The organism is candidate division KSB1 bacterium (genome assembly GCA_022562085.1).
GTDB lineage: Bacteria > Zhuqueibacterota > Zhuqueibacteria > Oceanimicrobiales > Oceanimicrobiaceae > Oceanimicrobium.
In genome coordinates, this window is record JADFPY010000001.1 from 19,680 (window position 1) to 32,210 (window position 12,531).

Sequence of the window (12,531 nt, forward strand, 5' to 3'; positions counted from 1 at the left end):
TCGGCTTTGGTTTAATGCCTATATTTCAAAACAAAGAAAGAAGAGTCGTAAGAATTAAAAAGCAGAAATATCGCTCGCAAAAATTGAACTGCACAGAAAATAATTTGGTAAAACGTGTCTAAATCTGAGCCCCAAAAAAAGACCCCCATGATGGAACAGTATCTTTCCATCAAAGCAAAACATCAGGATTCAATTCTCTTCTTTCGGATGGGGGATTTCTATGAGCTGTTTTTTGATGATGCCAAAACTGCCTCTGAAGTCCTTGGGTTGACCCTTACCTCACGCGCGCACGGTAAAAAATCCGCGGGCGTGCCTCTCGCCGGTTTTCCTCACCACAGTCTTGATACTTATTTATCCAAAATGATTAAAGCGGGATTCCGGGTTGCAATTTGCGAGCAGCTTGAAGATCCCAAAGCCACCAAAACCATTGTGAAGCGTGATGTCACCGAAATAATTACACCCGGCACGGTTCTAGCAGATGATTTGCTTGACAGCAAGCGGAATAATTTTTTGTGTTCGCTTTATTTTAAAAAAGAAATCTGTGGTCTGGCAAGGGTCGATATTTCTACAGGTGAATTTACCGTCTACGAAATGCCGATCGAACAATTTGTTGAAGAAATTAAACGAACTTCACCTGCGGAGATTCTACTTTCCGAGGAGCAAGCTGCGTTTGTAGAGGGAAAATTAGGTACGGTAGAAAAATACTTTCTCACAAAACGGGAGGAGTGGATATTTTCACGGGATTATGGCTACGAAACCCTGACCACTCATTTTGGGACACTCTCTTTGAAAGGCTTCGGCTGCGATGATCTGGACACGGGAATATGTGCGGCTGGCGCTGCGTTCCATTACTTAAAAGAAGTTCAAAAGTCCCACTTGCTGCACATCAGCCGAATCCAACGTCAGTCCGCAAACGAATTTGTAGGCATCGACAGCGATACCAGGAGAAATCTGGAGCTGCTTAAATCCCTGCGAAGCGGAACCAGTCAGGGAACTTTGATTTCAACAATCGATAGAACCAAAACGGCAATGGGGGGACGCAAGCTGGTGCAGTGGATGTTGAAGCCGCTGCTGAATCCAAATCAAATTCGGAAAAGATTAGACGCCGTTGAAGAACTTAAAAAATCTACTAACGTGCTGAGCGAGGTTAGTGAGATCCTTGTACGCATTGGCGATCTTGAAAGATTTGTCTCGAAGATCATTACGAACCGCGCCACTGCACGGGACATAAATGCTTTAAAGAACTCTTTAAAAACATTTCCTGAATTAAAAAAGAGCCTGGGCAAAGTAGAGAGTACCGACCTGATCTCGGTTCGTGATAAGATTGATAACTTAGAAAAGCTGGTTGTGAAGATTGAAAAGGCAATTGTCGATGACCCGCCGCTGGCAGTTACCGAAGGCGACATCATCAAGCGGGGTTACGATAAAGAGCTTGATGACTTGAGAGACATTTCCTATTCCGGGAAAGATTGGATTGCCCGGCTGCAGGGCCAGGAGCGCGAAAAGACCGGCATCCCATCTTTGAAAGTAAGCTTCAACAAGGTATTCGGATACTACATTGAAGTTACCAAACCGAATCTTTCCAAAGTCCCGGATTATTACACCCGCAAGCAAACCCTGGTCAACGCCGAAAGATTCATCACACCGGATTTAAAGGCATACGAAGAAAAAATTTTAGATGCGGATGATAAAATTGTTACAATCGAGTACGAGCTTTTTGATCAAATTCGCAAGATGGCTGCGGAACAAGCCAAAACAATCCAAAAAAATGCGCAGTTGATTAGCACGCTGGATTGTTATGCCGGTTTTGCACAACTCGCGGTCGAAAATAACTACGTTCGGCCTGAAATCAACGATGGTTCACAAATCTCGATCATGGAAGGCCGTCACCCGGTGGTGGAAAAGCTGCTGCCCTACGGTGAATCTTTTATTCCCAACGACAGCCAACTGGATGCAAAAAAGGAGCAAATCATTATCTTGACCGGACCAAACATGGCGGGAAAGTCAACCTATTTGCGGCAGGTTGGTTTGATTGTTTTGCTGGCGCAAATGGGGTCTTTCGTACCCGCGAAAGCAGCGAAGATTGGGGTGGTGGATAAAATTTTTACCCGGGTCGGTGCTTCGGATAATTTAGCCGGTGGTGAAAGCACATTCCTGGTTGAGATGAATGAAACTGCGAATATTTTAAACAACGCCACGCCAAAGAGCTTGATTTTACTCGATGAAATCGGCCGTGGCACCAGCACTTTTGATGGACTTTCGATTGCCTGGGCCGTGGCCGAGCACCTTCATAATTCACCCCAAGTCGCCGCTAAAAGCATTTTCGCAACCCACTATCACGAGTTGACCGAACTCGCTTTAATTCTAAAAAGAGTAAGAAATTACAATGTTGTGGTTAAGGAATGGGGAGAAAATGTCGTTTTTCTAAGAAAGATCGAAGAAGGCGCCTGTGATCATAGTTATGGCATTCAAGTGGCCAAATTAGCAGGTCTTCCGAACTCACTACTGAACCGTGCAAAAGAAATTCTTTCGAACCTTGAAGCGGATGAATTGACGACAAATAATCTGCCGAAATTGGCCATGAGCAAAAATGGTCATTTGAAAATGAATGATAAACAATTAGATATTTTTGAAAAACAGGAACAGGTCATTCGAGCTGAAATCCAAGACTTGAAGTTAGAGGAAATGACGCCTTTGGAGGCTTTGAATAAACTAAATGAGTTGAAAAATACGGTTGACGGGGCGAACTAGTGTCTGGAAAAAATGTCGCTGGCTGACACGAAAATCCTTCGATTTCGTTCAGGATCAGGTTGAGTCGTTTCATAGCGAGCCTTTCGACGAGCCCAAAGTAAACTCCGTCGGCTCATAGTTAATTTTTTGTATTTATGGCAAGATGTTTAAATAATTCAGACGTTAAATTTTATTGAGGTTAGTAGATGTTTAATTTAAAATTTAGAATTTTGCTCATTGCTCTTTTTTTGCTCACAGGAAACCTGTTCGCACAAAGTTTTTCGAAATATGCCGGTGAGTTTTTGTCCCTCGGCGTGGGAAGCAGATCGTTAGGTATGGGTAGCGCTTATGTGGCAGTTGCCCGCGATGTCTCCGCCGGCTATTGGAATCCCGCCGGCCTGGCGTTCATCAACTATCCTGAAATTATGCTGATGCACTCAAGACAGTTTTCGGGTGTGGTCAACTACGATTATGGAGGTGTTGGATTACCGGTTGGCAACAGAAGCAGTATGGGATTCGGTTTAATCCGTCTGGGAGTAGACAATATTAAAGAAACCGATATCCCAAATCCGGATTTGGCAGTTGGTGAAATTTTTGTAGATGAAAACGGACAGGTAGTCCGAAATACACCTTTTGAAAAGGGCAGTTTTGGAGCTACGGACTACGCGTTGTTTTTAACTTATTCGAAGCGGCTGGGGGAGAATTTTTCATACGGCGGCAATATCAAACTGTTGAACCGCTCGATCGGGGACAATTCGGCCTGGGGCATCGGTTTTGATGTTGGCGTTATTTTTAACCCCGTTTCCAAACTCATCGTTGGCGTGAACGTGCAGGATGTTACCTCAACAATGATTGCCTGGGACACTGGCCGTAAGGAATTCATTACACCGTCGTTACGGACCGGATTTTCTTACCCGATTACTTTTTCATTTATGGGAGGACAACTTCTGCCGGCGATGGATATTAACTTCCGATTTGAGAATAGAAGAGCGTCTGCCCAGGGAAATATCGGACGGGTGAGTTATGATCTCAATTTTGGTTGGGAATACCAGTATCATGACGCTTTTGCAATTCGGCTTGGCTCTTCGGAATTCGCGCCATTTACGGCCGGTGTCGGCGTGCATTTACCCAAACTCCAAATCGACTATGCCTTCTATCAACACCAGGATTTGAACAATACGCATCGTATTTCAGCAAAACTCACTATCGAAGAACCCAGATTCCAACGCAAGTAACCTACCTCGTAAGAACAACCTTTGAAAGGTTCATGAAGAAATAAAGACTTTTAACATAGATTTCTAAATAATTTTTTTAATCTAAATCTGCTTTCTTCTAAACCTTTCAAAGACTTTTCTTTGCTTTATGAAAAGCCCTTTTTGTTTTATTTACAAGGATTTCGCTCACCAAAAAAGTTGAAATTTTATTTGACAATTGCAAAAAATTGTCGTATAATTTAGGTCAATTTGTGTGTTCTAACTCAATGTATTTTAAATTTTTACAAATTGCATGTTTCTATACCATTTTGAGAAAAATACAACTGGCCGAGGAGTTTAGATAGTCTCATGATTTCAAGCATGACAGGGTTTGGCCGTGGCGAATCAAAGCACAATGGTATGGTGGTATCCGCTGAAATTCGTTCTTTAAATCATCGTTTTCTGGATGTCGAACTTCGTTTGCCGAAAAGTTTGTGTGGGTTTGAGAGAGAGCTTAAAGGGATCATTGGTTCCGGATTGTCACGCGGCAAAGTGAATGCAACAATAACAATAAAAGGCGAAGAAATCACTTCGGCGGGGCTGACCATTGATAAAGAATTAGCAGCAACCTACATCAAACTATTAAATGAACTCAAGGATGACCTGAACATTGATGATTCCATAAAACTGGAACAATTGCTGAATTTCCCTGACATCATTACGGTTGATAACTCAAAGGAATTGGATGACAGCGTTTGGGAAGCTGTAAAGGCAGCGATTGAATTGGCGATCGACGATTTAAGGGACATGCGCCTTAAAGAGGGCTTGGAAATCAAAAATGATTTGGAGTCTCGGGTTGCAATAATTGAGGAGAAGATCGTTGCAATCGAAAGTAGTTCAAAGGAAAAATCAAAAGAAGAGTTTGGGAAGTTAAAAAAGAGAGTTGAGGAACTGGCGAGTTCCGAAATAATTAATGAGGGCCGTCTGGAAATGGAGATTGCTCTTATCGCTGAAAAAGCCGATATAACCGAGGAATGTATTCGTTTTAAAAGTCACAATAAGTTTTTTTTTGACTTGCTCAAAAACGGAAAATCCGAGGGACGTAAACTGAATTTTCTCGTTCAGGAAATGCATCGTGAAGCCAATACCATCGGCTCGAAAGCCAACGATGCATCCATTGCCCATTTGGTGGTTGGTATCAAGGAGGAAGTAGAAAAATTACGTGAACAAATTCAAAATATCGAATAAATTATATCTATGGGAAGAAAAGGCCTTCTGGTTGTCATCTCTGCGCCGTCCGGCGGTGGAAAAACGACGGTGATCCGGAGGGTTCTTGCGTCGGGAAACGGTAATTTTAAATATTCTATTTCGGCCACTACTCGCCGGATTCGTGCTGGCGAAGTTGATGGGCAGGATTATCATTTCCTAAGCCTTGAGGGATTTAAAGATAAAAAAGAACAGGGCAAATTTGTGGAGTGGGCCGAAGTCCATGGTAACTACTATGCTACCCCGAGGAAACCGATTGAAAAATGGCTTAACGAAGGCAAGACCGTCTTTCTGGATTTGGATGTAAACGGGGGATTAGAAGTAAAAAAATATTTCAACGATTCCGCTCTTTTGATTTTTATCAAACCGCCTTCTGTGGAAAGTCTGGTGCAACGGCTCAGGGGTAGAAAAACCGAAACTCAACATGAAATTGATAAGCGGCTTAAGCGGGTTCCTGAAGAGATGCACAAATCACAACGATACGATTATCAAATCTTAAATGAGGATTTAGATAACACAAAAACTGAAATATTAGAAATCATTAGAAACCATAATTGTCAACACTAACTGGAGTAATTGAATGATCAAAACACTTCCCATCCACGAATTTGACGATAGAGCAGATAATATTTATGAAGCCATAATTGTCTTGTCAAAACGAGCCCGTCAAATTAACGATATACAAAAACAAGAATTGAGCCAAGGCCGGGATTACGATGACGAATACGATGATTTCGGCGATGATGAAATCATAGAAGAACCCGGGGAAATAAAATATGAGAAGCTTCCAAAACCCGCTTCGGTTGCTTTGAAAGATTTCTTTGACGACAAAGTTAGGTATGAATATCGTAAAAAGCCGGACGAAAATGAGAAGCCGGAATCGTAAGAATTAATGAAGTTAGCTGCTAAAAAAATTGCGGTTGGCGTTACCGGGGGCATCGCTGCTTATAAGTCATGTGAACTGGTACGGGAACTCAGAAAGTCAGGCGCTGAGGTGCGGGTTGCCATGACCGATTCAGCTAGAAAGTTTGTGACAGATCTGACCTTGGCGACCCTTTCAGAAAACCCGGTTTTGAACTCTCTTTTTGAAGGAAACGAAAAATTGGGGACCGTTCATATTGATTTGGCACGCTGGTGTGATGTCTTTGTGATTTGCCCGGCGACGGCAAATATAATCGCCAAAGCCGCAGCCGGCCTTGCTGATGATGTTATCTCAACTTCTATTTTAGCCACACAGTCGAAAGTGATTTTCTGTCCTGCCATGAATTCAGCGATGTGGAAGAAGCTAATCGTGCAGCAGAATATTGCCAAATTAAAAGAGCTTGGTTATGATTTCGTCGATCCGGAGTGGGGCGAACTTGCCACCAAAGCTGAAGGCGAGGGTTGGGGACGTTTGGCCGCTATTGAAAGTATTGTACAAAAGTTACAATTTGCGCTTCTCGCAACTGAAGAATTAACTGGCAAAAAAGTGCTGGTGACCGCCGGACCAACTCGGGAGCATATTGATCCGGTTCGATTTATCACCAATCATTCGTCCGGGAAAATGGGATTTGCTTTGGCCGAGGCGGCCAAATTAAAAGGCGCTGATGTCGTCTTGATTTCTGGTCCGAATAATCTTAATAAGCCGCAGGGACTAAAATATATCGAAGTCGAAACAGTTGAAGAAATGCAAAAAGCCGTTGAAACTGACTATGGGGATGTGGATATCCTCTTAATGTCGGCTGCAGTTTCCGACTACCAGGCAAAAAAAATCTCTTCTGAGAAAATAAAAAAGAATTCTTCTGAAATCGCTTTGCAGCTAAAAAAATCCCCGGATATTCTGGCGAGTTTAGGGAAGAAAAAATCCAATTGCGTTCACATAGGCTTTGCCCTCGAAACAGAAGATGTCATTGCAAACGCAACTAAGAAATTGAATAATAAAAATCTGGATTTGGTCGTTTTGAACAATCCGCTCGAACCCGGGGCAGCTTTCGGTGGCGACACGAATATTGTCTCACTTATCAGCAAAGATAAGCAAGTTGAGACCTTGCCAAAACTGCCGAAAACCAGAGTTGCAGAGATTATTTTAGATAGAGCCGTCGAAATTTTGCAAAGCGGGAATCGTCAAGCAGTTGCAGTTTAATCCCCAAGAGTACCGTATGCTAAATCGCGAATCCACAATAAAGTTAACCAAAGAATATTTTATTCAACAGAGCGAATTATACGGTAAAGAATTTTATGCAGATTTAGAATTCCCTATTGCGAAAAAAGGCGCTGGGCTTGAAACGCTCGGTGAATTTAATCATGATATTCAGAATTGCCTGAAGTGTCAACTGTCGAAATCAAGAACCCAGGTAGTATTTGGGGCGGGCAATCCGCAAGCAAACCTGATGTGCGTTGGGGAGGCTCCTGGTTACGAAGAGGATAAACAGGGCGAGCCTTTCGTTGGCGCAGCCGGTCAGCTTCTCGGTAAAATTTTGGCAGCAATCGGATTTAACCGCAAAGAAGTTTACATTGCCAATATCGTTAAATGCCGCCCCCCCGGCAATCGCGATCCTGAACCTGAAGAAGCAGCTGAATGTTTGCCCTACCTAAAGAAACAAATTGCCATGATTCAGCCAAAGCTTATTTTAGCTTTAGGACGTGTAGCCGCTCAGAATCTGCTGGCTACTCAGCAATCCCTCGGCAGTTTGCGTGGTACTGTCCAACAATTTGAAAATATCCCGGTGGTTGTTACCTATCACCCGGCGGCGCTTTTGAGAAATCCACAATGGAAGCAGCGGACTTGGGAGGATGTCCAAAATCTTCGGAAAATTTATGATGAAACCGTTGGCGATAAACCGCCCATTCAGCCTAAGAATTCATAGTTAAGATGAATCAGAAGAAGGAATCCCAAAAAGAAACCGTTATCGAGCGAATGCCGCCGCAGTCGATTGAAGCGGAAATGGCGGTTCTGGGCTCCATGCTTATTGACAATGAAGCGGTCAGCAAGGCGATAGAAATTTTGGACGAAACTGCATTTTATCGTTCGGCTCACCGGAAAATCTTTCAGGCGGCTGTTAAGCTTTTTGAAGCGCAAGAGAAAGTTGACATGCTGACCGTTTCTAACCAACTGGAAAAGATGGGATGTTTGGAAGAAGTCGGCAGCGCTTATTTCTTAACGGAATTGGTCAATCAAGTACCTTCGGCAGCCAGCGTTGAGCATTATGCAAAAATAGTCTTAGAAAAATCTTTATTAAGAAAACTAATCAGCGTTTCGACCGAGATTGCTTCCGAAGCTTACGAAGCCAGGGAAGACGCGGTTGAGCTGATTGACACCGCAGAACAAAAAATCTTCTCTTTGTCTGAACGAAAACTCCGCAAAGGTTTTTTGTCCATCGATCCGATTTTACACGACACGTTTGAAATTATCGATGGCTATCATAAAAGAAAAGGAAGTGTTACCGGTATCCCAACCGGTTTCAGGGAGTTAGACAAGTTGACTTCCGGTTTTCAAAACTCCGACTTGATCATTGTGGCGGGTAGACCCTCGATGGGGAAAACGGCGTTTTGTTTAAATATCGCCCGCAATGCGGCTGTAAAGCACCGGATACCGGTGGGAGTGTTCAGCCTGGAAATGTCAAATACCCAGTTGGCAATGCGCATGTTATGTAGCGAAGCACGAGTGGATTCCCATAAGGTAAGAACAGGTACGTTGCCAAATAACCAATGGTCTGATTTAAGTAAAGTTGTGGGAAATTTATCCGATGCTCCAATTTATATCGATGATTCGGCCGCTTTGAGCGTTTTGGAAATCCGCGCGAAAGCAAGACGTTTAAAAGCTGAAAAAGACGTTGGGCTTTTAATTATCGATTACTTGCAGCTCGTTAGAGGTCCAAAATCCTCCGAGAGCCGTCAGATCGAGATTTCTATGATTTCCCAATCTTTGAAAGCGCTTGCCAAGGAATTGGAGGTTCCGGTGGTGGCACTTTCGCAATTATCTCGTGCCGTGGAATCGCGCGGGGGAGACCGAAAACCGATTTTATCCGATCTTCGCGAATCCGGCGCTATCGAGCAGGACGCAGATGTGGTGATGTTTATTTACCGACCGGAGGTCTATGGCCCGGTGGAATTCCCAGGTCATGCTGAGATAATCATTGCAAAGCAACGAAACGGCCCGACAGGGAAGGTTGAACTGCACTTTCATAAAGAGTATGTTCTATTTGCTGATTTAGACAAAACCGGCCGCAAAGAATTTGCTGTTGTCGAAGAGGCTTATTAAACAATGGAAAACGGGTACAAAAAACCTTTTCAGGACTTGCTGAGAAGACACCGGCGGTATACGACTTACAACGATACCGTTTTGATCACTCGTGCATTCGATTTCAGCTTCGATGCTCATAAAGATCAGCTGCGTAAATCCGGTGCGCCTTATTTTGAGCATTGTTTTGAGGTCGCCAAAATTTTGACCGACCTGAAAATGGACTCAGTGACGATTGCCAGCGGCTTTCTTCATGACGTTGCCGAAGATACGGGTTATACCATTGAGGATGTTTCCGAAGCCTTTGGCGCCGATGTCGGGCTTTTGGTGGATGGTGTGACTAAAATAAGTGAACTAAAATTCGACAGCGTCGAAGAACGGCAGGCTGAGAATTTTCGCAAGATGATCATTTCCATGGTTAAAGATATTCGGGTCATTTTGATCAAGTTTGCCGACCGCCTGCACAATATGAGAACACTCGAGTTTTTGCCTAAAAAAAAGCAAGAGCGCATTGCTATTGAAACGCGCGATGTTTATGCACCTTTGGCACACCGCCTGGGAATCGCTAAAATCAAATGGGAACTGGAAGACCTGATATTAAAGGCCTTGCATCCTGAATCTTATTGGGAATTGGTCAAAAAAATTTCTGATAAAAGGGAAGAAAGAGAACGTTACATTCGGAAAGTAACGAATCCTATTCGAAAAGAGGTTCGCCAGGTAAAAATAAAAGCCACGATTACCGGCCGGCCAAAGCATTTTTATAGTATTTACGGTAAAATGCACAAACGTAAACTACCTTTTGAACAGATCTACGACCTGCTGGCGATTCGAATTATTGTAGAAAAAGTCGAGGACTGTTATTTTGTTCTCGGGATTGTTCATAACCTCTACGCCCCGGTTCAAGAACGGTTTAAAGACTACATCGCAACGCCTAAATCGAATTTTTATCAATCCCTGCATACAACAGTAATAGGCCCTGACGGCAGAATGGTTGAGATTCAGATTCGCACAGATGAAATGCATCGAACGGCTGAAGAGGGTATTGCTTCACATTGGCGTTATAAAGAAGGAGAGCAGAAAGAAAACGAGCTCGACAAGTATTTGTCCTGGCTGAGGCAGATGATAGAGTCACAACAAGAGGCAAGCGATGCTTCAGAGTTTATGGAGAACCTGCGCATCGAGCTTTTCAGAGATGAGGTCTTCGTCTTTACTCCGAAAGGAGATTTGCTGAGACTGCCGCTTGGTTCTACCACCGTTGATTTTGCCTTCGCTGTTCACACCGACGTTGGCTACCATTGTATCGGGGCAAAAGTGAATGGGAAAATGGTGCCGATCAGGCATGAGTTAAAAAGCGGTGATTCCGTCGAAATTATTACTTCGCCAAATCAAAAACCGACCCCGGATTGGATTAACTTTGTTAAGACCTCTAAGGCAAGAAGCAGAATCAAACGCTGGTTAAAGGAATCGTTCTATGAGCAAAGTTTGAAGTTGGGCGAGGAGATTCTAACCAAGAGTCTTAAAAAATATGGTATCAAAAAAGAGTTTGATTTGAATGAGATAGCCCAGAGTTTTAATTTTCAAAAAGCCGAACAGCTTTTTGCTGCAATCGGATGCGGCGATACATCGATTCAGACCGTCATGAATCGGATTGCTCCGGAGGAAAGAGTTGAGATCAAAGACACGTCGGTCCTGCAGAGATTCATAAAGAGAGCCCGGGGTTCAGCTAAGGGTATCAGGGTTCAGGGCTTGGATGAGTTAATGATCAAGTTTGGCGGTTGCTGTCATCCTGTTCCCGGGGATAATATTTTAGGCTTCATTACCAAGGGCCGGGGTATTGTGGTCCACCGCAGCGATTGCAGGAATATTATTAATTTGCTTGCGAATCCCGACCGAAAAATCGATGTTGAATGGGATGTTGACAAGGACAAGCATTTTATGGTGCGGCTGCAATTGGTAGGGGGAGATAGGAAGCATTTCTTGCGCGATGTGTCTGATTCCATTTCTCAAACAGACACCAACATAGTCAGTATAGATATGAAAGTTGAGGATACCGTTGTCAATAGTAATATTATTCTTGAAGTTCGGAATTTACAACATTTAACCAGGATTGTTAAAAAAATCAGTCAAGTGAAAGGAGTGATGAACGTAGAAAGATTAAATGGTACGGGTGAAAAGATATCTGACACGAGCGCTTTTGTGAACCAGGATTCCAAATGAAGTTTATTTAGTTTCGGATCAACTAATAGGTTTGAGGAAATAAGGATAAGTATTTAAAGAGAGAGGAGTGGATTTCATGAAAAAAACCATTACTAAAAAGGATGTTGCTAAAAGAACCGCTAAATTAGTAGGCGAAAAGATTTATCTGGCTGAACGAATCGTAGATGGAGTTTTCACATCACTGCGGCAGTTTATGGCTGAGGCTGACCCGGAAGTTAGAATTGAAATTCGCGATTTCGGAGTTTTTGAAGTAAAAACAACGAAGCCGAAGCCAAAAGCCCGTAATCCCAAAACCGGTGAAATTATCTATGTTCCTGCTCGTCGAAAGACTCATTTTAAGGCAGGCAAACTTTTAAAAGATGTTTTAAAAACACCACTGGATCAGATTAAATAATTTATGAATCAGAACGTGGTTAGACTTTGGTTCTGATGATTTTAACTAAATATTCGATCTAATCTGAGGATGGGAAGAATTTTAGGCATTGATTACGGCAAAAAGAGAATTGGATTGGCAGTTAGTGATCCAATGAGGAAAATTGCACAAGGCCTTCCTACCATTGAAAATTGCAGCCTTCCCGAAGTATTCACCGAGTTGGAAAATATCATAAACAATCAGGAAGTAATTAAAATTGTGGTCGGTTTCCCCATAACGATGAAAGCTGAGGTGGGTAAAGCAGCCCAGGTCACTGATAAATTTGTTACGGCTTTAAAGAGTCGATTTGAGCTACCTACAGTGGTTTGGGATGAAAGGCTCACAAGTGTTTTGGCCAAACGTACGATGAAAGAGTATGGAAAATCACCAAGTAAAAACAAAAGCAAAGTCGATGAAATAGCAGCTATTCTTATTTTACAAAGCTATTTAGATAGTATTTTGCATAGTTCTATGGATTAAAGTTGGCTGAGAAT

The 12,531-nt window shown here is 42.9% G+C and carries 11 protein-coding genes; all 11 read left to right on the forward strand.

Annotation, left to right across the window (positions count from 1 at the left end; translation table 11 throughout):
- Positions 1–150 precede the first annotated feature (150 nt).
- Positions 151–2,751 carry a DNA mismatch repair protein MutS gene (gene mutS / locus IH879_00080; GenBank protein MCH7673329.1) on the forward strand — a complete coding sequence of 867 codons (2,601 nt, stop codon included), beginning with the start codon at positions 151–153 and terminating at the stop codon, positions 2,749–2,751.
- Between the two features lie 185 nt (positions 2,752–2,936).
- Positions 2,937–3,965 (forward strand): PorV/PorQ family protein, encoded by a 1,029-nt coding sequence (locus IH879_00085; GenBank protein MCH7673330.1) that lies wholly within the window; start codon positions 2,937–2,939, stop codon positions 3,963–3,965.
- Positions 3,966–4,292: 327 nt separating this feature from the next.
- Entirely contained in the window at positions 4,293–5,171 is an 879-nt protein-coding gene (locus IH879_00090; GenBank protein ID MCH7673331.1) for a YicC family protein, read from the forward strand.
- Positions 5,172–5,180: 9 nt separating this feature from the next.
- Positions 5,181–5,756 carry a guanylate kinase gene (gene gmk, locus IH879_00095; protein MCH7673332.1) on the forward strand — a complete coding sequence of 192 codons (576 nt, stop codon included), beginning with the start codon at positions 5,181–5,183 and terminating at the stop codon, positions 5,754–5,756.
- 13 nt (positions 5,757–5,769) lie between these two features.
- Positions 5,770–6,075, forward strand: coding sequence for a DNA-directed RNA polymerase subunit omega (locus tag IH879_00100; GenBank protein MCH7673333.1), 306 nt, complete (start codon positions 5,770–5,772; stop codon positions 6,073–6,075).
- Between the two features lie 6 nt (positions 6,076–6,081).
- Entirely contained in the window at positions 6,082–7,311 is a 1,230-nt protein-coding gene (gene coaBC / locus IH879_00105; GenBank protein ID MCH7673334.1) for a bifunctional phosphopantothenoylcysteine decarboxylase/phosphopantothenate--cysteine ligase CoaBC, read from the forward strand.
- A 16-nt stretch (positions 7,312–7,327) separates the two neighbouring features.
- The gene (locus tag IH879_00110) at positions 7,328–8,035 is read left to right on the forward strand and encodes a uracil-DNA glycosylase (GenBank protein MCH7673335.1); all 708 of its coding nucleotides are present in this window, start codon (positions 7,328–7,330) and stop codon (positions 8,033–8,035) included.
- A gap of 5 nt (positions 8,036–8,040) precedes the next feature.
- On the forward strand, positions 8,041–9,429 hold the full coding sequence (gene dnaB / locus IH879_00115) for a replicative DNA helicase (protein MCH7673336.1): 1,389 nt from the start codon (positions 8,041–8,043) through the stop codon (positions 9,427–9,429).
- 3 nt (positions 9,430–9,432) lie between these two features.
- Positions 9,433–11,625, forward strand: a complete 2,193-nt coding sequence (locus IH879_00120) for a bifunctional (p)ppGpp synthetase/guanosine-3',5'-bis(diphosphate) 3'-pyrophosphohydrolase (GenBank protein MCH7673337.1) — start codon at positions 9,433–9,435, stop codon at positions 11,623–11,625.
- Positions 11,626–11,701: 76 nt separating this feature from the next.
- The gene (locus IH879_00125; GenBank protein ID MCH7673338.1) at positions 11,702–12,019 is read left to right on the forward strand and encodes an HU family DNA-binding protein; all 318 of its coding nucleotides are present in this window, start codon (positions 11,702–11,704) and stop codon (positions 12,017–12,019) included.
- Positions 12,020–12,088: 69 nt separating this feature from the next.
- Positions 12,089–12,517 (forward strand): Holliday junction resolvase RuvX, encoded by a 429-nt coding sequence (gene ruvX / locus IH879_00130; protein MCH7673339.1) that lies wholly within the window; start codon positions 12,089–12,091, stop codon positions 12,515–12,517.
- The last annotated feature ends 14 nt before the right edge of the window (positions 12,518–12,531 follow it).

Coding starts and splice junctions, on each gene's coding strand:
- mutS (MCH7673329.1), top strand. CDS start 151: ATGGAACAGTATCTTTCCATCAAAGCAAAACATCAGGATTCAATTCTC.
- IH879_00085 (MCH7673330.1), top strand. CDS start 2,937: ATGTTTAATTTAAAATTTAGAATTTTGCTCATTGCTCTTTTTTTGCTC.
- IH879_00090 (MCH7673331.1), top strand. CDS start 4,293: ATGATTTCAAGCATGACAGGGTTTGGCCGTGGCGAATCAAAGCACAAT.
- gmk (MCH7673332.1), top strand. CDS start 5,181: ATGGGAAGAAAAGGCCTTCTGGTTGTCATCTCTGCGCCGTCCGGCGGT.
- IH879_00100 (MCH7673333.1), top strand. CDS start 5,770: ATGATCAAAACACTTCCCATCCACGAATTTGACGATAGAGCAGATAAT.
- coaBC (MCH7673334.1), top strand. CDS start 6,082: ATGAAGTTAGCTGCTAAAAAAATTGCGGTTGGCGTTACCGGGGGCATC.
- IH879_00110 (MCH7673335.1), top strand. CDS start 7,328: ATGCTAAATCGCGAATCCACAATAAAGTTAACCAAAGAATATTTTATT.
- dnaB (MCH7673336.1), top strand. CDS start 8,041: ATGAATCAGAAGAAGGAATCCCAAAAAGAAACCGTTATCGAGCGAATG.
- IH879_00120 (MCH7673337.1), top strand. CDS start 9,433: ATGGAAAACGGGTACAAAAAACCTTTTCAGGACTTGCTGAGAAGACAC.
- IH879_00125 (MCH7673338.1), top strand. CDS start 11,702: ATGAAAAAAACCATTACTAAAAAGGATGTTGCTAAAAGAACCGCTAAA.
- ruvX (MCH7673339.1), top strand. CDS start 12,089: ATGGGAAGAATTTTAGGCATTGATTACGGCAAAAAGAGAATTGGATTG.